General features: G+C 43.3%; 17 protein-coding genes, 4 tRNA genes, 1 rRNA gene and 1 pseudogene. 10 read left to right on the top strand and 13 right to left on the bottom strand.

The genetic code is table 11. From position 1 onward, the window contains the following. Position 1 precedes the first annotated feature (1 nt). On the top strand, positions 2-1,246 hold the full coding sequence (locus ACYQ0C_RS11730) for an ABC transporter permease (RefSeq protein WP_016277838.1): 1,245 nt from the start codon (positions 2-4) through the stop codon (positions 1,244-1,246). Positions 1,247-1,414: 168 nt separating this feature from the next. Here ACYQ0C_RS11730 and ACYQ0C_RS11725 read toward each other — a convergent pair whose 3' ends face one another. From ACYQ0C_RS11725 to ACYQ0C_RS11710, 4 genes and pseudogenes are all read right to left on the bottom strand, one after another. Then, positions 1,415-1,873, bottom strand: coding sequence for a hypothetical protein (locus tag ACYQ0C_RS11725; protein ID WP_016277837.1), 459 nt, complete (start codon positions 1,871-1,873; stop codon positions 1,415-1,417). Between the two features lie 54 nt (positions 1,874-1,927). Then, positions 1,928-2,844 (bottom strand): annotated as a pseudogene (locus tag ACYQ0C_RS11720) (HEPN domain-containing protein). A 197-nt stretch (positions 2,845-3,041) separates the two neighbouring features. Next, positions 3,042-4,352, bottom strand: coding sequence for an ATP-binding protein (locus ACYQ0C_RS11715; protein ID WP_016277834.1), 1,311 nt, complete (start codon positions 4,350-4,352; stop codon positions 3,042-3,044). 228 nt (positions 4,353-4,580) lie between these two features. Next, positions 4,581-5,738 carry a glycosyltransferase gene (locus ACYQ0C_RS11710; protein WP_016277833.1) on the bottom strand — a complete coding sequence of 386 codons (1,158 nt, stop codon included), beginning with the start codon at positions 5,736-5,738 and terminating at the stop codon, positions 4,581-4,583. Between the two features lie 103 nt (positions 5,739-5,841). Here ACYQ0C_RS11710 and ACYQ0C_RS11705 point away from each other — a divergent pair, with 103 nt between their 5' ends. Continuing rightward, on the top strand, positions 5,842-6,084 hold the full coding sequence (locus ACYQ0C_RS11705) for a hypothetical protein (protein WP_016277832.1): 243 nt from the start codon (positions 5,842-5,844) through the stop codon (positions 6,082-6,084). Between the two features lie 60 nt (positions 6,085-6,144). On the opposite strand, the gene lysA is transcribed toward ACYQ0C_RS11705, so the two are convergent. The 8 genes from lysA to purU all read right to left on the bottom strand — a co-directional run bounded on the left by lysA (position 6,145) and on the right by purU (position 13,264). Then, complete coding sequence (lysA, locus tag ACYQ0C_RS11700) at positions 6,145-7,305, bottom strand: diaminopimelate decarboxylase (protein ID WP_016277831.1); 1,161 nt, start codon at positions 7,303-7,305, stop codon at positions 6,145-6,147. Positions 7,306-7,412: 107 nt separating this feature from the next. Beyond that, complete coding sequence (locus ACYQ0C_RS11695; RefSeq protein ID WP_016277830.1) at positions 7,413-8,732, bottom strand: aspartate kinase; 1,320 nt, start codon at positions 8,730-8,732, stop codon at positions 7,413-7,415. Positions 8,733-8,811: 79 nt separating this feature from the next. Further along, on the bottom strand, positions 8,812-9,510 hold the full coding sequence (locus tag ACYQ0C_RS11690; protein WP_025019681.1) for a cell division ATP-binding protein FtsE: 699 nt from the start codon (positions 9,508-9,510) through the stop codon (positions 8,812-8,814). Between the two features lies 1 nt (position 9,511). Continuing rightward, a complete protein-coding gene (gene hisIE, locus ACYQ0C_RS11685; RefSeq protein WP_016277828.1) occupies positions 9,512-10,123 on the bottom strand; it encodes a bifunctional phosphoribosyl-AMP cyclohydrolase/phosphoribosyl-ATP diphosphatase HisIE in 612 nt (203 codons plus the stop codon). Between the two features lie 167 nt (positions 10,124-10,290). Then, entirely contained in the window at positions 10,291-11,046 is a 756-nt protein-coding gene (gene hisF / locus ACYQ0C_RS11680; RefSeq protein ID WP_016277827.1) for an imidazole glycerol phosphate synthase subunit HisF, read from the bottom strand. A 9-nt stretch (positions 11,047-11,055) separates the two neighbouring features. Continuing rightward, the gene (gene hisA / locus ACYQ0C_RS11675) at positions 11,056-11,775 is read right to left on the bottom strand and encodes a 1-(5-phosphoribosyl)-5-[(5-phosphoribosylamino)methylideneamino]imidazole-4-carboxamide isomerase (protein WP_016277826.1); all 720 of its coding nucleotides are present in this window, start codon (positions 11,773-11,775) and stop codon (positions 11,056-11,058) included. Positions 11,776-11,816: 41 nt separating this feature from the next. Beyond that, entirely contained in the window at positions 11,817-12,407 is a 591-nt protein-coding gene (gene hisH / locus ACYQ0C_RS11670) for an imidazole glycerol phosphate synthase subunit HisH (RefSeq protein ID WP_016277825.1), read from the bottom strand. After that, positions 12,407-13,264 (bottom strand): formyltetrahydrofolate deformylase, encoded by an 858-nt coding sequence (gene purU / locus ACYQ0C_RS11665; RefSeq protein WP_016277824.1) that lies wholly within the window; start codon positions 13,262-13,264, stop codon positions 12,407-12,409. The genes hisH and purU overlap by 1 nt, the downstream gene beginning before the upstream one ends. 263 nt (positions 13,265-13,527) lie before the next feature. Here purU and ACYQ0C_RS11660 point away from each other — a divergent pair. From ACYQ0C_RS11660 to lacZ4, 5 genes are all read left to right on the top strand, one after another. Continuing rightward, positions 13,528-13,604 (top strand) — tRNA-Asp (locus ACYQ0C_RS11660). A 28-nt stretch (positions 13,605-13,632) separates the two neighbouring features. After that, a tRNA-Asp gene (locus tag ACYQ0C_RS11655) sits at positions 13,633-13,706 on the top strand. A 341-nt stretch (positions 13,707-14,047) separates the two neighbouring features. Beyond that, positions 14,048-16,093, top strand: coding sequence for a metallophosphoesterase (locus ACYQ0C_RS11650; protein WP_016277822.1), 2,046 nt, complete (start codon positions 14,048-14,050; stop codon positions 16,091-16,093). 63 nt (positions 16,094-16,156) lie between these two features. Further along, positions 16,157-18,094, top strand: coding sequence for a WD40 repeat domain-containing protein (locus tag ACYQ0C_RS11645; RefSeq protein WP_016277821.1), 1,938 nt, complete (start codon positions 16,157-16,159; stop codon positions 18,092-18,094). A 218-nt stretch (positions 18,095-18,312) separates the two neighbouring features. Next, positions 18,313-20,352: a beta-glucuronidase LacZ4 gene (gene lacZ4, locus ACYQ0C_RS11640; RefSeq protein WP_016277820.1), complete on the top strand. Its 2,040-nt coding sequence runs from the start codon at positions 18,313-18,315 to the stop codon at positions 20,350-20,352. Positions 20,353-20,716: 364 nt separating this feature from the next. Here the strand turns inward: lacZ4 and ACYQ0C_RS11635 are convergent, their stop codons facing one another. Beyond that, positions 20,717-20,950, bottom strand: a complete 234-nt coding sequence (locus ACYQ0C_RS11635; RefSeq protein WP_032942092.1) for a hypothetical protein — start codon at positions 20,948-20,950, stop codon at positions 20,717-20,719. A 966-nt stretch (positions 20,951-21,916) separates the two neighbouring features. Between ACYQ0C_RS11635 and ACYQ0C_RS11630 the strand changes: the two genes are divergently transcribed. From ACYQ0C_RS11630 to ACYQ0C_RS11620, 3 genes are all read left to right on the top strand, one after another. Continuing rightward, positions 21,917-23,445: ribosomal RNA gene (locus ACYQ0C_RS11630) — 16S ribosomal RNA — on the top strand. A gap of 125 nt (positions 23,446-23,570) precedes the next feature. After that, positions 23,571-23,644: transfer RNA gene (locus tag ACYQ0C_RS11625), tRNA-Ile, on the top strand. Between the two features lie 15 nt (positions 23,645-23,659). Beyond that, a tRNA-Ala gene (locus tag ACYQ0C_RS11620) sits at positions 23,660-23,733 on the top strand. Positions 23,734-23,792: the final 59 nt, after the last annotated feature.

Genomic DNA, 23,792 nt, shown 5'->3' with positions numbered 1-23,792 from the left:
TATGGACTGGAAGCTCTTTATTGCCAGACGCATCTATCGCAGCAATGAGGGTGGAAAAGAGGTGTCCAAGCCTGCCGTCCGCATTGCTATGCTGGGCATAGCCATCGGGCTGGCCGTCATGATTGTGTCGGTAGCGGTGGTGATCGGCTTCAAGCATGAGGTACGCGACAAGGTGGTGGGCTTGGGTTCCGATATCATGATAACCAATTTCGACTCCCAGCAATCTTATCAGACAGTTCCCATCGTTGCCAACGACAGCTTGCTCCATCTGTTGAAGACACTGGACGGAGTGAAGCACGTGCAGCGCTATTCCACCAAGCCGGGGATGATTATGACAGACGACAGTTTTCAGGGAATGGTGCTGAAAGGTGTTGCTCATGAATACGACTGGAAGTTTTTGAAGCATCATTTGCAAGAGGGGGAAATCCCGGCTTTTTCGGATACGGTCTCTACCAATAGGGTACTGGTGTCCCGCACCATTGCCGACAAACTTCATCTGAAGCTGGGTGATAAAATCTATACCTATTATATAGAGGACAATGTGCGTGCCCGTCGGCTTACTGTCGCAGGCATCTATCAGACCAATTTTTCCGCATACGATGATTTGTTCCTGATAACCGACTTATATACGGTGAACCGTTTGAATAGTTGGCGGAAAGGGCAGGTGAGCGGTGTAGAACTGGCAGTGAATGAGTATGGTCGGTTGGAGCCGGTGAAAGAGGAAATCCGTATCCGGGTGGATACGCAGGTGGATGCATACGGGGGTACTTACTATACTCAGACGGTGGAAGAAGCCAATCCTCAGATATTTGCATGGCTGGATTTGCTGGATATGAATGTGTGGGTCATCCTGTTTCTCATGACGGGGGTGGCCGGATTCACCATGATATCGGGTCTGCTGATTATCATTTTGGAGCGTACCAATATGATCGGGGTACTGAAGGCATTGGGTGCTGATAATTTGGCCATTCGTAAGATATTCCTCAGTTTCTCCGTATTTTTGATAGGCAGGGGGATGTTATGGGGGAATATCATCGGGGTGGCATTGTGCTTCATCCAGTCTCAATTTCATCTTCTCAAGCTGGACCCTGCCACTTATTATGTAGATCGGGTTCCTGTTGAATTCAATATCTGGATTTATCTGCTATTGAATGTCTGTACGTTGTTGGTGTCGGTATTGATGCTTATCGGACCGTCCTATTTGGTGACGCGTATTCATCCGGCAAAGTCTATTCGTTTTGAATAAGCAAGTAAGTTAACTTCATGGGCAAAGTAAGTTAACTTAGTTGGGCAATGAAGTTAACTTACTTTGCCCATGAAGTTAACTTACTTTTTTCTTGATTTTATCCGGTGACTTTTTCCCATTAAAATATCTGGAATAGTTTCATAGGTAATTCCACCAATTCTTCAACTATCAGAATGCTTCTGCAAATTGAAACACAAATCCTCCGGTTTCTTTTCCAAAACCATAATCAATGCGGATATTTACATGATGTTTGAATTCAAACCTCAAGCCTAATCCATAATTGGGTAATATGTGTGCAAGCCTTAACTTGCTGGATGAAGGAAAAACTGTGCCTCCGCCTATCCATGCCACACATCCCAGTCTGCCATAGATGTGTTGTCTTAACTCCATCTGTACTGTCATCTGATTGGAGTCTATGTAGCGACCGCCATAGTAGCCGCGCATCCGGTCTGCTCCGCTACCCAGTTCCTCTCGCAAAGTCCAGGGTGTGTGGCTGCTATTGAATTGGCCATATAAGTCCATAGCAAGTACACCTCCTGCCCAAATCCTTTGATAAGCATCAAAAACAGCCGTAGTACTGAATAACGTATGATTGTAACTATTTGCAAACTGCGGATAAATCAACACAAAAAAGAGATGCTTTTCTTTTTATCCACGAATGCGGATGATTCTCTTTGATTTTTATCCTTTTCTTTTCTCCTCTTTCTCTATCATCTTGTCATAATATGCCATGCGTGCAGTGCACTCACGGATAGTCACCTTGCGCAGCATCTCGGTACGTGTCAGCATATACTCATATTGGTCTTTGCTGACGGTGAAATCCCGGCTGTATCGTGCTTCGATATACGCACGACATAATTTATCAAACGCCTCTTTCTCCTCGGGGGTATTTATTGGAAACACATTCGCGAACTCTCGTGAACGGCTCTTTGCCATCGCTCCCATTACCTCCAGTTTATGAGATTTAGGGCGAGTGGCGCTATGAACAAGCAAATACGTTTTATAGAAGCGTTCACAGGCCTGATGCAATTCAAATGAGCCATATTTAAAATTACTATCTTTGCAGGCGGTATGACCGGATTTTAAAAAACTTTCTGCCATATCAAAACATCCTTCATATTCTTCCCTTGCATATTGCTTGATTTCCCGATACGGCAACCTCTTCGGTTTGCCAAACTGGAACATGCCGTCGTCATAAAACAGAATGCCATCTTTTATTATCTCATAAAAGAAATAATGCTTTTCCTTATTGCCCGGTTTATGCCCACTGTGTTTTCCACAATAATTTGCGGAGGTGCCGGATGCCGCCTTCCTTCCATTCGCATCTCATACTTTGGGAGGATATAGGTACGCGCATGATTCTCGGCTTTATTTACATCGCCAGTATCACATATCACCAGAATATCCAAATCACTCTGGTAGTAGGTAAGCACTCCGTGTTCATCGTATGTTTCATCCCAGATGACGTGCTCTCCGCGCGCATAACTCCCATACAGGATAATCATACGCACATTCACGAGATATTTCAATATCAACTCCTGTAGCACCGCCAGTTCTTCCTGCGTGCGTTTGGGCAAATGTTTTATTGATCTTTTCATATTGTCAGTCTGTCTCTATTTGCAAGATGCTCTTGTAATACGATTTCTTATCTGCAAAGATAATTTAAATCAGTGTATGAATGATAACATTGGACTCTTTTTTCCTGACTTTGGCATTTCGTCTCCTTCAAAAAATGACATGTTTGCCGGAATGTCTATAAATAAGGGATTTTACTATGATTAGGGTGATTTGCTGTCTACATATCCTCCATATCCAATCCTCTATATTCTACCGAATACCCCTTCAACTCTTTTTGAATAGCTGTTCCTTTCAACATCAATGTATCCATCTTGATATTCTGTCTGTTCCGCTTGATTTCTGCAACAACTGCCTTTTTTTCAATTTCATCTAAAGCGATCAGGTCGATTTCATCCTCTCCCTTTCTATTCCAATAACCTCCCAAAGCGGTAAATTCGCCTTTCTCGCGAAATCTGCACTTGAAATATTCTTCCAGAGCATGACCACTGAAGGTAGGATAGTCCCTTATGATGATTTCCTGTAGTTTCTCTAATGCACCCGCCTCGATATAGCGAATATATTTATAGAAAAAACGGAACCAGAAGCGGAGAAAATTGTCTTCTATTTCGTATCGTACATTGCGGTTTTCTGCTTTGCTGAACATGGGAATACGTTTCTTTATGATATTGAAATCGTTTTCCAAACGGGTTAGATATCCTCCAATTTCACGTTGTAAATAACTTTCTATGGCTGTCCTAGCTGTGAAGCCGTTGGCTATGCATGATAAGATAGAGAAATAGATGGTGTACTCTTTGCCAAATTCTTCGATTAATATATTCTTGCCTTCTGAAAGGAAAGGAGAATTTTCCTGACACATCAATTTTATCATTTTATGATGTGTCAAAGCTTTGTTATCAACGAATAATTCTACATATTTTGCTACTCCACCGGTGAAGGTATAGAATGCTAATAAATCCTCAGAAGTGTATCCGGGGTTATTCTCTGATAATATTTGTTTAAGTGTGATGGTACTAAAAGGCTTTAGGAAAATCTGTTGGGTGGCTCTGCCGAATAACGGTTCATGATTGCCTTCAAAAATTCGATGCATTAATGAATAGATGGAACCGCATAGAAATAAACAAATGTGACTGTCGTCTTTATTTCTATCCCAAAGATGCTGCATATCGCTGTAAACAGATGGATTGATTGTATAAAACTCCTGAAATTCATCAATGACTAAATTGAATTTCATTGTTTTAGAATAGTCCATTAGCAGTTGGAATATAGTTCTGAAGTCTTGAATCTCACCATAAATGGGCAACTGGAGTACTGAAGTTATTTCATCTATAAAGTCTCGGCACAATAATGGCTCGGCTTTACGGGCAACGAAGAAATATAGGGTAGGAGTGTCTTGGGTGGCATGAAATAGAAGTTTCGTCTTCCCAATTCGTCTGCGCCCCATCAGGGTTACCATTTGAGCATTCTCTTCTGCGGCTTCTTGTATCTTAGCCAGCAACTTAATTTCTTTTTCTCGGTTATAGAACTTCATATAATCAATGTTTTAACTATTATCGAAATGTACAGTTCCGAAATGCCCATTTCGGAACTGTACATTTCGATAGTTGCAAACATAGTAAAATAAAAAGAGTTCGGCAACGTTTGGGGATAGAAATCGGAGTAATCCTGTTAAATTTCGCAATGAATGCTCTTCCGTTTCTTTTGCAGGCAGTGATTATGTGGAGGAGGAACTGTTTGATTGTCTGGTTTCATTCTCTTTTTATTTTCTCATAAACTCATTTTTCCGTCTGAACTTGCGTTGTAGTTTGAATACCCCATTCCATACGGGTTGAAGAAAATCGAAAACAGGGAGTAATGCGCAGAACTTCCGCTCACCAAGAACTTTGGCGGTTTTTCTGAAAACAATCAGTTGCATCATGAAACGGGTTGCCCACAACAAAACGGCAATACCTAAAATAATCCATTGATGGGAAAGAATACTGACGGTCATAGTGGCGATGATGGCCGCATAAAACAACAGCCTGCTGCAAGTTTCGAGTCCCATGATATGACGGGCTGCTCCCTTGAACAACCGGCTGGTAGCCGCATAGCTTATTTTCTCCTCACACCATATTCTTTTATATTTGGGCATTGCGATTCGCATCAGGCTTTCGGGGCTGGACTCGACTCGTGTATTGTGCGCATGGGCCGTTTCATTGATGAACAAATCATCCTCTCCGCGTTGCAGATTCAGGTGGGAGGCAAATCCTTTCTGCTTGTAGTACAGCGCTTTCCGATAAGCCAGATTCCGTCCTGTACCCATATAGGGATGTCCGGAAACGGCCATACCCAAATAACGCATCGAGTTCAGCAACGTGTCGAAAGTGATTTTCTTATTCAGCCATCCCGGTACTTTTTCGTAGTTGCTGTATCCTAAAACGATTTCGGTGGCAGGTGTGAAATTGCGTGCCATCTGTTTCAGCCATTGATTGCTTTGCGGCCGGCAATTGGGTTCGGTAAACACCAGCCATTCATGACGGCTGGCTTTGATGCCCATTGTTATTCCCAGCTTCTTATGACTGATATAGCGTGCGCTTTCGGGGATAAAGGTATGATAGAGATGAGGGTATTTGTCTTCCAGTAATTTCAAGGTGTCGTCACAATCATCCGCCGAGCGGTCGTAAATCACAATCACTTCGAATTCCGGATAGTCTTGCTCTAAAATGAATGGAAGGTTTTCTTGTAATTCACCGGCAGCGTCTTTTGCTACGATGATGACAGACAGCGGAGGATTTTCGGTTTTTACATCGGTGGTATATGCTGTTTCTTTACTGTGAGTGTATAGTTTGCTATATAGCCCTAAATGGTAAATGGCCTGTGCGGTGAACAGGACTCCCGAAACAGCCGGTAAGATTGTATCTATGGTGAATAGTTCCATGCATGATCTGTATTAAAAACGTGCAAAAATACAGCAAATAATTGAATTGTGGCAGGGTGAATATTCTTTATTTATTCAAAAGTCCAATTTTAATTATAATTTAATGTTAAAAGGATGCTTTCGTGAATATTTTACTCCGAAGGAAAATTTATTGGAATGCGAGGTACTGGATAGTTCCATATTGGGAGGTAAGCAGAAAACCTTGCGTGAGTATGCGGAAGGTAACTTGAAACTGAAGAAGTTTCGTGAACTGAATTTTGGTAATAATGGATTCTCCAAAGCAGATCATCCGCAACGTGTGTATGATGAGTTTATAAAAGAAGATTTTATTCCGGGAGATAGATAAAGAAACGGCGGCGCTTTATACATAAAGCGCCGCCGTTTCTTTATATCCAAAGCAGTTGGTTTATACTAACTCTTCCGAAGTATATCCTTTGGGCAATGTACGGCAATTGTAAGCCGATGCCATGATTTCACCATACGCTCCTGCTGAGCGGAGGGCGAAGAGGTCGCCACGGTGTGCTTTGTTCAAGTCGATGGCTTTGCCGAATACGTCGGATGATTCGCAGATAGGACCTACCACATCGTATGCTTCTATGGGTTCTTCCGAAGTGATGTTCTCTATTTTGTGATATGCCTGATAAAGGGCAGGACGAATCAAGTCGGTCATGCCGGCATCCAGAATGGCGAATTGTTTGTTGGTTCCTTGCTTGACGTAAATCACTTTGCTGATGAGGCTGCCGCACTGTCCTACCACAGCACGTCCCAGTTCGAAATGTAAAGTCTGTTGGGGGCGTAGTTTCAAATGCTTGTGATAGGTGGCAAAGTATTCCGCGAAGTTGGGGATGGCCTGACGGTTGGGGTGGGAGTAATCTATACCCAGGCCGCCGCCTACATTGATATGCTCTACTATGATTTGGCGGGCATATAGTTTTTCCTGTAGCTCGTTTACACGGTTGCACAAGGCCACAAAATCACCCATATCCAGAATCTGAGAACCGATGTGGAAGTGTAAGCCTACAAATTTTACATGAGGCAGTGTTTCGGCCATATCAATCACTTTGTTCATATCTTCCATGCTGATACCGAATTTGTTCTCAGCCAGTCCGGTGGTGATATTTGCATGGGTATGCGCACCTACATTCGGGTTGATACGGAAAGCTACACGGGCTGTCTTGCCTTTGGCGGCAGCCAGTTCGTTGATGATTTCCAGTTCGGGTACAGACTCTACGTTGAAGCAGAAGATATCATAATCCAATCCCAGGTTAATTTCCCAGTCTGTCTTGCCTACGCCTGCATAGACTATTTTGTTTGTCGGGAATCCGGCCTTAATGGCTGCGCGGATTTCTCCGCCACTTACACAGTCGGCTCCCAGACCGCTTTCGCGGATAATTGTCAGAACTTTGTGGTTGGCATTGGCCTTCACAGCGTAATGCACGCAGAAATTATTGTATTTGCCGGCTTCCTTATTGATGCACGACAAGGTTTCTCGCAGCACATTGACATCGTAATAGTAGAAGGGAGTCTCCAACTCTCTGAACTTGTTTACGGGGAATGTTCCTTTCATATTGTATTTTGTTATTATGAGCAGGAGCGAATTAAATTCACCCGAAAACACCTACTTTATACAGTGAGATGCATTCGGGCGGATTCAATCCGCCCCTACAGTAGAAATTATTTATTGTTGAATAAATGATCGCTTAATGACTGCAATGCTTTTTTCTTGTCTTCTTCACGGATCAGGAAAGAAATATTGTAGTTGCTACCGCCGAATGAGATCATACGTACCGGTACGTCGCGCATGGCGTCCAGCGCTTTGGCCTCAAAACCTACATTTTCCCATTCCAAGTCACCGACAACACAGATGATGCACATATCCTTGTCTACGGTTACTGTACCATATTTCTTCAAGTCATCCAATATTTCATTCAGGTGCTTGGTGTTATCAATGGATACGGAAACGCCGACTTCTGAAGTACAGATCATGTCGATGGAAGTCTGATAGCTCTCAAAGATTTCGAATACTTTGCGCAAGAAGCCGTGGGCCAGCAACATGCGGCTCGATTTGATCTTGATGGCAGTGATATTGTCTTTGGCGGCAACCGCTTTGATTTTACCTTTTTCCGTATCGTTGGAAATCAATGTGCCCGGAGCTGCTGGTTCCATTGTATTAAGCAGACGGACGGGAATATTGGCATATTTGGCAGGCTGTATGCAGGTGGGGTGCAGAATTTTCGCGCCAAAGTAGGCCAGCTCGGCAGCTTCTTCGAAATGCAGGTGGCGTACGGGAGAAGTTTTGTCCACAATGCGCGGGTCGTTATCGTGCATACCGTCAATGTCTGTCCATATCTGGATTTCGGAGGCATTTACAGCGGCACCGATCAGTGATGCGGTATAGTCGCTTCCACCACGTTGCAAGTTGTCAATTTCACCGTAGGCGTTACGGCAGATAAATCCTTGCGTGATATAGATTTCAGCATCCGGATGTATCTCCAGCTGTGCGGCCAGTTTCTCCTTAATATATACGGGATCGGGTTCCGAGTTTTTGTCCGTGCGCATGAACTCCAGTGCCGGAAGCAGAATAGCATTGACTCCCTGTTCCTGTAAATAGTTGGTGACCATGTTGGTAGAGATCAGCTCTCCTTGTGCCAGGATTACTTTTTCTTCGAACAGTGTGAAAATATCTTTTGTATACGAACGAATATAATCGAACTGTGCCTTTATGAATCCCTGTGTTTTCTGTTTATACTCGTCAGTAGAATAAAGTTCATTAACATGCTGTTTGTATTTAGCCTCCAGTCTGTTAATGATTTCATTCGCACCTTCGGGATTTTTCTTATACAGATAATCCGAAATTTCAACCAACGTGTTTGTAGTTCCAGACATGGCTGAAAGTACAACAATTTTCTGTTCACCGTCGGTAATTAATTTGGCTACTTCTTTCATTCTTTGTGCAGAACCTACCGAAGTACCTCCAAACTTTAAAACTTTCATTTTTCGTTTCGTATTTTAATTGTTCCTATATTGATAATTAGCGTGCAAATATACAAATAAGACTGCAAAAATCAGCATTTTAGCGAGAAAAAGTGCAGTATTCGTTTGTCACTTCTTTAATATGATGGTTTTCGAAGCGATAGACAACTCCCGGATACTCTGACAAGAGGTGCAGATTATGGGTGGTCATCACGATGGCTGAACCTGTGGCACAGATGGATTTCAGAAGCTCTACAATTTTGCGGCCTGTTTCTGTGTCCAGGTTGCCGGTCGGTTCGTCGGCCAGTATAATGTCCGGCCGGTTCAGGATGGCGCGGGCGATAACGATGCGTTGCTGCTCACCGCCCGACAGTTCGTTGGGCATTTTGTATCCTTTGCCGGTCATTCCCACTTGGTCCAATACTTCTTCGATGCGTGCCTTGATGGTTGCTTTGTTTGTCCATCCGGTAGCGCGTAGCACAAAGCTGAGATTGGCGTGTACGGTGCGGTCTGTCAGCAACTGGAAATCTTGGAAGACAATGCCCAGACGGCGGCGCAGTTCGGGAATATGTTTTCGCTTGATGTCAGTCATGTTGTAGCCCAGCACCTCGGCTTCTCCCGACTGTATGTCCAGTTCGCCGTAAATCGTTTTCAGCAATGACGTCTTTCCGGAGCCGACTTTTCCGATGAGGTAAACAAATTCCCCTTTGTCCAGTTCCAGATTCACATCTTCCAATACGCTTAATTCTTGTTGGTTGATGTGTACGTTTTTATATCGAATGAGAGGCCCGTCCATCATTTTAGTGTTTTTTCCACGTAGCGCTATGACGTTCTTTCAATTCACGGGCAAGGTCTTCGATGCGATACCCTTTTGAGGTGAGCAGTACTATTATATGGTATATCAGATCGGCTCCTTCATAGATAAGTCGTTCATCGGTTCCGTTGCAGGCTTCAATAACTGTTTCCACAGCTTCTTCGCCTACTTTCTGTGCCATTTTGTTGATACCGGATTCGAACAGGCTGGTGGTGTAAGAACCAGCGGGCATTTCCTCATGACGTTTGTCAATGAAATCCTGTAATTCTTTCAGGAACATGATGTCCTCTTTGTTTTCTTCTCCCCAGCAGGTGTCTGTTCCGGTATGGCATACGGGACCTGCAGGGTTTGCTTTAATCAGCAAGGTGTCCTTGTCACAATCCTCTTTCATGGAAACTACATTCAGGAAATTTCCGCTTTCCTCCCCTTTTGTCCACAGACGGTTCTTGGTGCGGCTGAAGAAGGTGACTTTGCCGGTTTCCACTGTTTTCCGGTATGCTTCTTCATTCATAAACCCTAGCATCAGTACTTTGTTAGTGCTGTTGTCTTGTATGATGGCGGGGATCAGCCCGTTCATTTTTTCGAAATTCAAATCCATTTTCCTATATTTTTATTGTTATATAATCCGTGTTGTATAGAACTTGTTTAAAAAATCATCAGCATCGTCATTCTCTGTGGAATGGAGTATCTGAAGACCGTTTGCCGGTTCTTCATCTTGTTTAGGGATGGCAACGGGAACAGATTTTGATGCGATTAAAAACAAAGTTATAATCTCACATTAATTCCCTGCTTGCAAAGATACTGTTTTAATTCGGGAATTTTAATCTCTCCGAAATGAAAAACGCTGGCAGCTAATGCAGCGTCCGCTTTTCCGTTTACAAATGTATCGCGGAAATGTTCCATGCACCCGGCGCCGCCTGATGCGATGACAGGGATAGTCAGTGAATCAGCCAAAGTGGAGAGGGTTTCGTTGGCGTAGCCGTTTTTGACTCCGTCGTGGTTCATGCTGGTGAAGAGTATTTCGCCTGCGCCACGATTATTTACCTCTTTGGCCCAGTCAAACAGGCATTTGTCCGTTTCAATCCGGCCACCGTTCAAGTAGCATTTCCAATTCGTTCCGGTCTGCTTGGCGTCAATGGCTACCACACACACCTGTGAACCAAAATGTTTGGCAATCTCATCCACTAAGTCCGGGTTGCGGATGGCCGATGAGTTAATGGATACTTTGTCGGCTCCCGCGCTCAGCAGTCGGTCTACGTCGCTTAGTTCGTTGATGCCTCCTCCCACGGTAAAGGGGATGTTGATATTAGCCGCTACCCGTTTTACCAAATCGGTAAAAGTTTTGCGTCCTTCATGGCTGGCAGTGATGTCAAGATAGACCAGTTCATCAGCTCCTTGCTCACTGTAGGCGCGTCCCAGTTCTACGGGGTCACCTGCCTGACGTAAGTTTACGAAGTTGGTTCCCTTTACGGTTTGCCCGTCTTTGATGTCCAGGCAAGGTATGATTCTTTTTGCTAACATAATTTGCTTTTACATGAAACGGTTTAGTTCCTTCAGTGTGATTTTTCCCTCGTATAACGCCTTTCCGAAAACAACTGCCGGGACTTTGGCTATTTCCAGGTTGATAATATCCTGTATGCAGCTTACTCCTCCGCTGGCTATCAGATGCATGTCCGGAAATTCCTTCAGAATTTGCTGATATAATTCAACGGAAGGCCCTTGCAACATTCCGTCACGGCTGATGTCGGTACACAACACTTTGAAAATACCTTCTTTGGTATAATCTTTCAAAAAAGGAATCAGTTCCTGTTGGCTTTCCTCTTTCCAGCCATTGACGGAAATTCTGTTTTCCTTTACGTCAGCTCCCAGAATGATTTTCTCGTTTCCGTATTGTTCCAGCCATTTCTTGAAAAGTTCGGGATTTTTTACAGCTACACTGCCCAAGGTTACCATTTGTGCGCCATTATCAAAAGCGATGACCAAGTCCTCGTCTGTCTTTATCCCTCCTCCGAAATCAATGATCAGAGAAGTACGGCTGGCGATTTGTTCCAGTACACGGTAATTCACAACATGGTGTGAAGCTGCTCCATCCAAATCGACAACGTGCAGACGATGAATGCCATGAGCCTCAAACTCTTTGGCTACTTCAACCGGATTTTCGTTATACACTTTCCGGGTGTTATAATCTCCTTGAGAAAGACGGACGCATTTGCCATCAATAATGTCGATGGCAGGAATTAACTCTATCATATCTATTTCTTCTTATACATTATTATATATAATGTAACGGTTCACAATTCTAAAAAGTTCCTCAGGATTCGTTCGCCCACGGCTCCGCTCTTTTCAGGATGGAACTGTGTCGCATAGAAATTATCTTTGTGCAAGGCCGAACTATAGGGGAGGATATAATCCGTTTGTGCTGCCGTGAACTCGTTCAGAGGTACGTAGAAACTATGTACAAAGTACACAAATTCCTCTTTGATGAACCCTTTGAACAGGTCGCTGCGTGTATGGGTCAGGGTGTTCCATCCCATGTGCGGCACTTTGTCCTCGTGCCGTGTGGGGCAGAACAATTTTACATCTGTATCAAAGATGCCCAGACAGTCGGCATTTCCTTCTTCAGAGTGCCGGCACATCAGTTGCATTCCCAGGCAGATACCTAGCACGGGCTGCTTTAGATTTTTGATCACTTCATCCAGCCGGTTTTTCCGGAGATGGTTCATGGTTGTTTCAGCTTCGCCCACACCGGGGAAGATGACTTTGTCGGCACTCATCAGTGTTTCCTTGTCGGAAGTGATGGTTGCTTCTACTCCAAGACGCTTCAAAGCATAGTCTACGGAGTAAATATTTCCTGCATTATATTTTACGACAGCAATTTTCATCAGCTAAAGATAACTGTTTTATTTTTATAAGCCAATACTTTTCGTTCAATATGTTTCCGGACAGCGCGAGAAAGGACTATTTTTTCCAAATCTTTACCTTTACTGACCAGTTCCTGTACGGTGTCCTTGTGTGTGATGCGCACTACATCCTGTTCAATAATCGGTCCGGCATCCAGTTCGGTGGTGACATAATGGCTGGTGGCACCAATGATTTTCACTCCTCGTTCAAAAGCTGCATGATAAGGCTTAGCCCCAATGAATGCGGGAAGGAAAGAGTGGTGTATGTTGATGATGCGGTTGGGATATGCTTCAATCATTTGTTCGGAGATCACTTGCATATAGCGTGCCAGCACAATGAAGTTGATGTTGTGTTTGGCCAGCAACTCCATTTCAGCCTTTTCCTGTTCCATCTTGTTTTCTTTGGTAATGGGGAAGAGATAGAAAGGAATGCCGAAGCGTTCTGCCACATGCTGCAGGTCGGGATGGTTGCTTATAATCAGTGGTATTTCCACATTCCATTCTCCGGCGGTGTAGCGTGCCAGCATGTCGAACAGGCAATGGGACAGCTTGGACACAAATATGGCCATCTTTGGCTTTACATCCGAGAAGTAAAGACGGAATTTCATTCCATATTTCTGGGCATATAATGTTTCGAAGTAATCTTCTATTTTATCTTTAGGAATAAAGAAATCCTTTATTTCCCATTCTATACGCATAAAAAATATATTTTCTACATGATCCACATATTGGTCCAAGTAGATAATATTACCTCTATTAATTGTAATAAAGTTTGTTACTTCTGCCAAAATGCCCGGTTGGTCTGGACAGTGCAACAATAATTTTGCAGTTGTATTCATCTTTTTCCCTTATTTCCGATTTTAATCTATTGAGTGCGCAAAAATAGCGAATTATTGCCAATAAGCTAAATATTCTAACAAGAAGTTTAAGAAAAAGATTAAAATAATAACAATATCGTAATTTGAGGGGAGAGATGGAAGAGGTGCTTGGAAAATATTTTTGCATGGTTTTTGCCAAAACGCTTGCACATTTAAAAATAATGCGTACCTTTGCACCCGCAATCGAGAGAGAAAGCGTTGAAAGGAAGACAAAATGAAATATTGGTGCGTTAGTTCAGTTGGTTAGAATACATGCCTGTCACGCATGGGGTCACGGGTTCGAGTCCCGTACGCACCGCCAAAAATTTTTTTCAGTTCGTTAATATATTGGTGCGTTAGTTCAGTTGGTTAGAATACATGCCTGTCACGCATGGGGTCACGGGTTCGAGTCCCGTACGCACCGCTATCTTATGATAGGATAGCAAAAACAAGAAAAGTCTTGAAGTCTTATACTTCGGGACTTTTTTATTTTTACACAACGCGCGGAAGAATAATACAGTAGATAATCTACTAATACGTAACCATATTACCATAACGGGTAACAGGCATACGCTCATTTCTAATGGATACACCCTTTCCGTAAATTCGGACCACAAGTAAAGTGCTTTTTGTTAAACTCATTTTATTTTGAAGGAGAAAAACGACAATAAAATTTCCAGATTGGAATATTATAGTTAATTTTATCGTTGTTTTGTTCAGGTGTATTATAAAACTATAGCGTTGCGGATTTAAGGTTAGAATAGAATGATTGATATGATACGTTGGCTTCATTTATCAGATCTTCATTTGGGGAGTACAGATATGTCAACCGATATGATGCGGGATGAACTTCCTGAATTTCTTACAAGAGAAGGGCTTAAATGTGATTATGTGTTCTGTACTGGCGATATTAAGACTGCCGGCCCAAAAGACTGTGGGTTTACGGATGATATGGCCATATACATTAAAGAGATATGTCAAGTTGTTGGCATATCTTCTGATAGGCTGTTCATAGTGCCGGGAAACCACGATGTTAATAGGGACCTGGACGAAAGAAAATCATCGATAGAAAAACTAATGTTCCATCGACAAGGATATTACGACCCTGCAAAAGGAATAATTGACAGTGCAGATCTTGTGAATATAATGAAGGGAGAGACCGATTTCAAGGATTTTCTTTTAAAAATATTCAAGCCAGACAGAGTTGCAATGTATGGTAATCCTGACAGACCACACTTTGTAATTGAGACTCCCGACTTTAATATTCTTCATGTTGACACTACAATATCATATACAAAAGACCAAGAGGCTAATGACCTGATTGTTGGTACACATGCACTGTATAAGGAAATAAATAAAGTCAATAAGAACAAGCCTACGATTCTGTTGACACACTACCCAATTACTTCTTTGCTACAAGACGAGAGAAAATATATTTCTAGTATTCTGCAAAAGAACGAGATACGTCTATGGCTGGCAGGTCACGAACACGATCATGTGGCGCAGCCGATACACTATCTGCACCAATTGCAGGCTGGTGAGTTAAGGTATGAAAACAAGGCCAATGCTACATTCTTAATAGGAGAATACGACCATATATCTGGGAAAGTACAGGTTATGGCATACACTTGGTTCCCGGAGGGATGGGCGCAATATCCGATATTAGATCTTGACAACAAGAAGAGAGACCGCTATGAATGTCTGCTTTTAACTGTACAAGATGGTGGATTGTCAAGAACGACTAAAGTTGCAAAAGATGCCAATAAACAGTATTTTTACAGATTACCAGAAAAAGTTGAACAAGGTCTGCTTCCTTCCATTGACGACGATGGCAATATAACATCATTTGAGCAACTGCTGGAAACAACATGGGACAGCAATACTCACCATATCATTATATTGGCTGATGGTGGCATGGGAAAAACGACCATGCTTCTCGAATATTGTCGGAAATCATCAGAACCAATACTTTATGTACCTGTAGAACGATTGGTCGCACTGAAGATTGGAATAGAGGATTATTGTGCCAGGTTCATTTATGACAACGACATACATACATTCCGTGAAAATCTTCAAAACAGGTATTCAAAGCCAACACTTACATTATTCATAGATGGTTTGAACGAGGTGGATGGTAAACATGAACGGTCATTTGTATTGGAAATACAACGGCTGAACATGCTAAAAGGTCTGCGGATTGTGGTAACTTCCCGTTCGAATTTTACATTAAGATATAGTATGCCCGGTTATCGGAGCACAAAACTAAAGCCGCTTGAGGATACACAGATATACAGCTATTTTAATGATATAGAGTGGGCAAGGATAAAAGGAACAAGAGCATTGCATCAGCTGTTAGGCAATCCGATGATGGTAACTATTTATAAAGAAATCTGCTCGGTGGCTGCTGAGTTTATGGATGTTGAGTTTCTCGATTGGAGATTTCCTGTAAAAAATTCCACAGATTTGTTTCATAATTACTATGTGGCACAGATGGCTCTAATGATGAAAAGAAGTGGCACGGACGGGGAGAGGATGTTGCTAACCAAAATGTGTATTAGTTGCATTCTTCCTGCTATAGCCTACAAGTATGAGCGCAAACGTCGGTTGAATTATAGTCTTAGTGAGTTCAGGACATTGTTTAATGAGGTTCTACAAAACATTATTGTTGACAATGATAAACTATTACCCATTCAAGAACACTACAGGGAAGAAAAAATGCCAGAACTTAATGTCACGAAAATAATGGACTTCCTGACACAAGATATGCGATTGCTTCATCGTGACAACACTATCATGGCTTTTCCTCATTAGATTTATCGTGACTATCTGTCGGCTCAATGGATTATCCGTCAAAGCCAGATAAAAGATAACATAATGGAATTATGGAATAGCAGGAAGATTCCATATTCCGTAATGACACACATCAGATGGGGTAGTGGAGAATACTGGAAGAACGGCATCGCTTGTAATGTACATAAAGCAGGTATGGGAATAATAGAAGATCGTTCGCACTTCCTTGTTGATAATCTGTTTAGTTGTTTTCCCGGAACAGCTTCGAGCGGTACTCCTGACTATTCAAAACTATGGCTAAAAGGGCATAGACTGCCAGACAACCCTATTGGTGATGAGAAGATAGATTTGAGTGAATCAGAAATTGATAAGACGACAGTCGGATTGTCTTCAGACGATGTTGTATTATACACTAACCTCTGTCTGTCGGAAGGAAGAGATTTTCTAGCAGCCATAGCTGTTAAAGAACGCGAACGACAAATACAACTCAATATTTTCTCTCTTGATAACGGCATGATGGTGTTTAATCATGAGTTGAATAAGAAAGTGGGGAAAATGGAGTTTCATGGCAACAGGTTGTTTATTGTTGCAAGCAGTATCTATGTGTTCAGTATGGAAGATGACAAGCAATGGCATTATTCCGGAGTAATTGGAGATGGTGGAATGAATATATTTCATAAACTGCAGAAATGTATTATTGCAGATCATATCTTATATCTCTATTATAATGGACGACTACTGGTACGCTATGATCTGCGAGATTGCCATAAAATGGATACAATTGACGGGAAACAATGGGAGAATCCTATTGAAGGGGAAAATGTTACATCTTTAAGAAGAACAACACCTTGGACTGCGAATAATAGTCCCCGACAAAAAGACATTCTGTCGAAAGTGGGGAATGATTCATTTCAGGCGATATCATACGGTGATGGCAGATTGATTGTTGAAAGTGAAGGTGAGCAACAATATGAACTTTCCAGAGGTGCGATTCTACTAATGGATGCAGCAATATCCAGTGATGGGAGGAGTGCCGCGACTTTAGGCTTTCATAGTGTCGGAACAAAGAGGAAAATTCAATTATGGGACTTGGACAATGAAAAAAGAGTAGCAGACTTTGCTTGTCCTTCTATTGTGAAGAACATACATTTGTCAGAAAACGGTAAATGGCTAATGGGAGAAACAGACGATAGTACATGGGTATTGAATAGCGAAAGTAGAAATGAAATATGGTATGGAGAGCACTTTGTATCTAATCATACGGGAAAATTGATAACCTATGGTGATAAAGTGATTAGAAAAAAGGAGAACGATCTATATCTGTTCGATCTGAAAAGTGGGAATGAGGAATGGCTGGAAAGTCCTACACCAAACCCAAGTATGGTGTGTTTCCTGCCTGACAGAACACTTGCCGCTGTAGATAAAAAAGGACAAACACTTCATCTATGGAGCACTCGTGATGGAAATTTACTGTCACAATATATGGACGGTAGCACTATTCTTTCAATTCAACCAATACAAAGTAAACCTTTTATCGCTGTATTTACTAACGACCAAAAGATTCGAATTTACCACACGGGGGTGAGGAAGCAATACGACAAGATGCAATGTCTGATTAAAGAAGCAGGAGAAACGAATGCCAAACAAATGGTCGCCCATCAAGAAAGGCCCTTGATTGCCTGCACAGACGGACGCAGATATTTGGAAACGCGTTTCTTTAAGGAATGGACATCTGGTGGAAAAGATAAAGGATTATGGGAACAAAACAAGTTCCGTGGTAACAGACATATCATTGATGGTGATATTCTTGACATTGCATTCAATCTGTATAATCAACAAATAGTTGCTATTCTATCCAACGGTAAAATAATGTACTGCAGTGATACGCACTGCAAATATATCGATTCATTCAATATTATAGCAGCATTTAATGTGGACTCCTATGACTTTAGTCGTTGCAGTTGCTCTAATGATCTACGGATATCCCTTACAAGAAATGGGACATATTGTAAACCTTCATAAAAGATTTTCAGTATACTGTTCCTGCCCCGCATGGCTGACTGCCAGGGTGAGATATCGGTTTATCGGTCAGATCATGGGGGGATTTTTGTTTTCTTTAAAAGAAAGTCTGGTCTTGCCTCTTTCGTTTTTAACTATTTTTCTGCACTTTCCTCAGCCTTTCAACTTTTTTGCTTATTTTTGCTGTAAGAACATAAATCAAAATATGAATAATAATACTTATGAAAAACCTTAGACTAACTTTTGCTATATGGTTTGCTGCGGCTTTCAGCCTACCGACATTCGCGCAAAGAGAAGACAAACTTATTAATCAGGATTGGAGTTTTCGTTTTTCCCATCAGGTAAATGCTAATGCGGCACATAGAGTAGACTTGCCTCATACTTGGAATGCACAAGACGCCTTGGGGGGGAAGCAAGATTACAAACGGGGAATAGGCAATTATACTAAAAAGATATTCATCCGTCCCGACTGGAAGGGCAAGCGGCTTTTTTTACGTTTTGAAGGAGCGAATTGTGTGAGCAATGTTTTTGTGAACGGTAAACATATAGGTGAGCACCGGGGCGGTTATGGAGCTTTTGTCTTCGAGATAACCGATAAGGTGGAATATGGAAAAGAGAATACATTGCTGGTACGCGTCAACAATGGTGAACAGTTGGATGTGATGCCATTGGTCGGTGACTTTAATTTTTATGGCGGTATCTATCGGGATGTACATCTGTTGCTGACTGATAACCTGTGTATCTCTCCGCTGGATTATGCATCGTCTGGTGTTTATCTTATACAGCAACAGGTAACGGACAAACAGGCAGCTGTTTGTGCGCGCGTCAATCTTTCTAATGGAACGGGAGAACTTCGGAAAGCAGTAGTCCGGTTGCAGATTAATGATGGAGAAAAGACAGTGTATGAAGCAGAAAAAGAAGTGAGCATGACTCCTCGTACAGATGTACAAGCAGAGGATATAGAGTTCATACTGACGAATCCGCGTCTTTGGAACGGAACACGAGATCCGTTCATGTATCAGGCGGTGGTGACCTTGATTAAGGACGGACAAGAGTTGGACAAGGTGGAGCAGCCGTTAGGATTACGTTATTACACCACAGATCCCGATAAAGGTTTCTTCTTGAATGGAAAACATTTGCCATTGCATGGTGTATGCCGCCATCAGGAGAGGGCGGAAGTGGGTAATGCTCTTCATCCGGAACATCACGAGGAAGATACTCGTATCATGCTTGATATGGGAGTGAATGCTATCCGTCTGGCGCATTATCCGCAAGCTACTTATATGTATGATTTAATGGATAAGAACGGTATTGTTACTTGGGCTGAGATTCCATTTGTAGGACCGGGGGGATATGCTGATAAAGGTTTTGTGGATCAGCCTTCTTTCCGTGAAAATGGCAAGGAACAGTTGAAGGAGATGATCCGTCAGCATTACAATCATCCCAGTATCTGTTTTTGGGGATTGTTCAATGAATTAAAAGAACAGGGAGACAATCCTGTAGAGTATATAAAGGAGTTGAATACCATGGCACATAGGGAAGATCCTACTCGCCCTACGACTTCAGCAAGTAATCAGGGTGGTGCGTTGAATTTCATTACGGATCATATAGCTTGGAATCGCTATGACGGATGGTATGGGGCTACGCCGGCTACGCTTGCCACATGGCTGGATGCTACTCATAAGAGCTACCCCGGAATAAAAATCGCTATCAGCGAGTATGGTGCGGGTGCCAGTATCTATCATCAGCAGGACTCTTTGGTGCAGACTGTGCCTGGAAGCTGGTGGCATCCTGAGAATTGGCAAACGGAATATCACATTCAGAATTGGAAAATAATTAGTGAGCGTCCGTATGTGTGGGGGAGTTTTGTATGGAATATGTTCGATTTCGGCGCGGCTCATCGTACGGAAGGTGATCGCCCGGGCGTTAATGACAAGGGGTTGGTGACTCATGACCGCAAGATAAAAAAGGATGCCTATTATTTCTACCGGGCCAATTGGAATCCGGAGCCTATGGTTTATATTGCAGGGCGCCGTAATGTGGATCGGGTGAAACCGCTCGTTGATGTACAGGTTTTTTCGAATGTAGAAGAAGTGAGATTGATTGTGAATGGACGTCTGTGTGGAAAGATGAAACCGGACGGATTGAAAGTTTGTTTGTTCAAGGACGTTCCTCTCAGAAAAGGAAGCAATGAAATAGAAGTGCGTGCCGGTGATGGTAAAAAACAATTAATAGATCGATGCACTTGGATATTGCAATAAAACAATTGCTGCAGAGTGGTTATGTATCTATCTCTGCGGCAATTATTTTTATTAGAAAGAGTCAACTGATATTATAACTAAGTATTAACTCCGTCAACCATCCTTACAAGTAAGATGAAGTAGTAGTCAGCCTGAAGCGTTAAGCTACAATGAATGAGCATACGGACAAGGAGTTTCAACCGGTTCCGTCCGGCTGAAACTTTAGTTCCATCCGGTTGAAACTACAGTTCCGTCCGGCTGTAACTTCAGTTCCGTCAAGATGTAACCAGAGTTCCACTGTATTGTTACTGTGGTTTTGACGGATTGCAACTGTGGCTTTGTCTGTATGCAACCGTGGTTCTGTCTGTCCGCAACCGGATTCCCGTCAGGTTGCGGTCAAAGTCTTGTCCTTCATCAGGCTCCGTTCTGCCGGCGTGATTTCCGGTTTCTGTCTGTCCGTACCCGTCTCCTTTTCCCGTCGTTTGGTCCTCCTCCGCCTCCTGTTTTTTCCCCCTCCACCGGTCGTTCCGGGGTAAAAAACAGGTGAAAGTGGTGGCAGCAGCCCTTTTTTCCGCATAAAAAAAGGTGGTGCCACCACCCCTTGAGAGGCCCTGTCCATCGTGGTTTCAGTAGGAAGAGTGGTAGCAGTGGCAGCAGTTTTGCAAAACTCTGTTGCAGGTGTTTTGTGTGAATCGTCCGGGTGTGCACGGAATTCTCCGGATATGTATGTGAAATGCCCTTTCCTTTCCGGCCCGGACGTTCTTGTCCTTTCGGAAAAGGATGAGGCCGTTCTCCAAAAAGATGACGGTCTTTAATAAAAAGATAACGGTCTTTTTTTTAAAGATGATGGTCTTTTCCAAAAAGATGCCGGTCCTTTTAAAAAAGGTCCTGATGTTTTTTGCCGCTGCCGTAATCCGCTTCCTTTCCCATTCTTTCCCTTTTCTCCTCCCGTCTACGCACCTGTATGCGCACCCGCCCGCCCGCGCGTGAATATTATAATGTGTGTCCCTTTCCCCTCCTCCGGAGTCCGCTTAAAAAACATGTCCTATAACACATCTCTGTATCAGCCTGTTACAAACAAGTTTCAAAAAAGTTCAGGAAAAACCGTAAGATATGTTTGGCTGTTAAGTTAAAACCGTCTACCTTTGCAACCGCAATCGGGAGAGATGCGGCACTGACAAAAACAGTGTGACCGACTTGGTGATACAAACGTAGGAGCGTTGCTTTCCTTTATAAGGATCTGCACCCGGTATCTTACCTTAGCGTGGCTAAGGGAGCGAGAACGGACAAGACCTTTCGGAACGTACAACCGGCCGCCTTGAAAAAAAACTTTTTCAAAAAAAAACTTTCGAAAACATTTGGTGGTTAAAATTAAATCCCTTACCTTTGCATCCGCTTTCGAAACCGATAGCACAACAAGAAGAAGAGTTCTTTGAAAGACTTATAGATAAACAAACAAGTAGTACAAGCCTATACATTATATATATGATGTATGGAAAAACAAGAACCGTCAATAGTTAATATATTGATAGATCTGGATCCTTGAGCAGATTACAACACTAGCAATAGTGGAAAGAATATTTTTACAATGAAGAGTTTGATCCTGGCTCAGGATGAACGCTAGCTACAGGCTTAACACATGCAAGTCGAGGGGCAGCATGGTCTTAGCTTGCTAAGACTGATGGCGACCGGCGCACGGGTGAGTAACACGTATCCAACCTGCCTTATACTCCCGGACAGCCTTCTGAAAGGAAGATTAATACGGGATGGTATCACGGGCCAGCATTTTCTCGTGATTAAAGAACTTCGGTATAAGATGGGGATGCGTTCCATTAGATAGTAGGCGGGGTAACGGCCCACCTAGTCTACGATGGATAGGGGTTCTGAGAGGAAGGTCCCCCACATTGGAACTGAGACACGGTCCAAACTCCTACGGGAGGCAGCAGTGAGGAATATTGGTCAATGGGCGCGAGCCTGAACCAGCCAAGTAGCGTGAAGGATGACTGCCCTACGGGTTGTAAACTTCTTTTATAAAGGAATAAAGTGAGGCACGTGTGCCTTTTTGTATGTACTTTATGAATAAGGATCGGCTAACTCCGTGCCAGCAGCCGCGGTAATACGGAGGATCCGAGCGTTATCCGGATTTATTGGGTTTAAAGGGAGCGTAGATGGGTTGTTAAGTCAGTTGTGAAAGTTTGCGGCTCAACCGTAAAATTGCAATTGATACTGGCAGCCTTGAGTACAGTTGAGGTAGGCGGAATTCGTGGTGTAGCGGTGAAATGCTTAGATATCACGAAGAACTCCGATTGCGAAGGCAGCTTACTAAACTGCCACTGACATTGATGCTCGAAAGTGTGGGTATCAAACAGGATTAGATACCCTGGTAGTCCACACGGTAAACGATGAATACTCGCTGTTTGCGATACACTGCAAGCGGCCAAGCGAAAGCGTTAAGTATTCCACCTGGGGAGTACGCCGGCAACGGTGAAACTCAAAGGAATTGACGGGGGCCCGCACAAGCGGAGGAACATGTGGTTTAATTCGATGATACGCGAGGAACCTTACCCGGGCTTGAATTGCACTCGAATATAGCGGAAACGTTATAGCTAGCAATAGCGAGTGTGAAGGTGCTGCATGGTTGTCGTCAGCTCGTGCCGTGAGGTGTCGGCTTAAGTGCCATAACGAGCGCAACCCTTGTCTATAGTTACTAACAGGTCATGCTGAGGACTCTATGGAGACTGCCATCGTAAGATGTGAGGAAGGTGGGGATGACGTCAAATCAGCACGGCCCTTACGTCCGGGGCCACACACGTGTTACAATGGGGGGTACAGAGGGCCGCTACCACGCAAGTGGATGCCAATCCCGAAAGCCTCTCTCAGTTCGGACTGGAGTCTGCAACCCGACTCCACGAAGCTGGATTCGCTAGTAATCGCGCATCAGCCATGGCGCGGTGAATACGTTCCCGGGCCTTGTACACACCGCCCGTCAAGCCATGGGAGCCGGGGGTACCTGAAGTGCGTAACCGCAAGGAGCGCCCTAGGGTAAAACTGGTGACTGGGGCTAAGTCGTAACAAGGTAGCCGTACCGGAAGGTGCGGCTGGAACACCTCCTTTCTGGAGAGGATGACTGATCGAAAGGTTCTTGTCCTTGTGCTGCTGGTTGTTTATTTAACATATAACTGTAGAAATACAGAGAAGAGAAAGAAGAAGCCGGGTCTAATACAGACTAGGTTGAACTTAGTCCTATAGCTCAGTTGGTTAGAGCGCTACACTGATAATGTAGAGGTCGGCAGTTCAACTCTGCCTGGGACTACGAATCTCAAGATTCGGGGGATTAGCTCAGCTGGCTAGAGCATCTGCCTTGCACGCAGAGGGTCAACGGTTCGAATCCGTTATTCTCCACAGTCTCTGAAAAGAGAAACGGTCTATGACATATTGTACAAGCAAAAAGTAATTTTAGT

Source organism: Phocaeicola sartorii JCM 17136 = DSM 21941, from assembly GCF_054653615.1.
This window is presented reverse-complemented; position numbering and strand designations above follow the sequence as displayed.

Excerpts from the sequence above, each read along its gene's own strand:
- ACYQ0C_RS11730 (WP_016277838.1), top strand. The coding sequence starts at position 2 with ATGGACTGGAAGCTCTTTATTGCCAGACGCATCTATCGCAGCAATGAG.
- ACYQ0C_RS11715 (WP_016277834.1), bottom strand. The coding sequence starts at position 4,352 with ATGAAGTTCTATAACCGAGAAAAAGAAATTAAGTTGCTGGCTAAGATA.
- ACYQ0C_RS11710 (WP_016277833.1), bottom strand. The coding sequence starts at position 5,738 with ATGGAACTATTCACCATAGATACAATCTTACCGGCTGTTTCGGGAGTC.
- ACYQ0C_RS11705 (WP_016277832.1), top strand. The coding sequence starts at position 5,842 with ATGTTAAAAGGATGCTTTCGTGAATATTTTACTCCGAAGGAAAATTTA.
- lysA (WP_016277831.1), bottom strand. The coding sequence starts at position 7,305 with ATGAAAGGAACATTCCCCGTAAACAAGTTCAGAGAGTTGGAGACTCCC.
- ACYQ0C_RS11695 (WP_016277830.1), bottom strand. The coding sequence starts at position 8,732 with ATGAAAGTTTTAAAGTTTGGAGGTACTTCGGTAGGTTCTGCACAAAGA.
- ACYQ0C_RS11690 (WP_025019681.1), bottom strand. The coding sequence starts at position 9,510 with ATGATGGACGGGCCTCTCATTCGATATAAAAACGTACACATCAACCAA.
- hisIE (WP_016277828.1), bottom strand. The coding sequence starts at position 10,123 with ATGGATTTGAATTTCGAAAAAATGAACGGGCTGATCCCCGCCATCATA.
- hisF (WP_016277827.1), bottom strand. The coding sequence starts at position 11,046 with ATGTTAGCAAAAAGAATCATACCTTGCCTGGACATCAAAGACGGGCAA.
- hisA (WP_016277826.1), bottom strand. The coding sequence starts at position 11,775 with ATGATAGAGTTAATTCCTGCCATCGACATTATTGATGGCAAATGCGTC.
- hisH (WP_016277825.1), bottom strand. The coding sequence starts at position 12,407 with ATGAAAATTGCTGTCGTAAAATATAATGCAGGAAATATTTACTCCGTA.
- purU (WP_016277824.1), bottom strand. The coding sequence starts at position 13,264 with ATGAATACAACTGCAAAATTATTGTTGCACTGTCCAGACCAACCGGGC.
- ACYQ0C_RS11650 (WP_016277822.1), top strand. The coding sequence starts at position 14,048 with ATGATTGATATGATACGTTGGCTTCATTTATCAGATCTTCATTTGGGG.
- ACYQ0C_RS11645 (WP_016277821.1), top strand. The coding sequence starts at position 16,157 with ATGGAATTATGGAATAGCAGGAAGATTCCATATTCCGTAATGACACAC.
- lacZ4 (WP_016277820.1), top strand. The coding sequence starts at position 18,313 with ATGAAAAACCTTAGACTAACTTTTGCTATATGGTTTGCTGCGGCTTTC.
- ACYQ0C_RS11635 (WP_032942092.1), bottom strand. The coding sequence starts at position 20,950 with ATGGACAGGGCCTCTCAAGGGGTGGTGGCACCACCTTTTTTTATGCGG.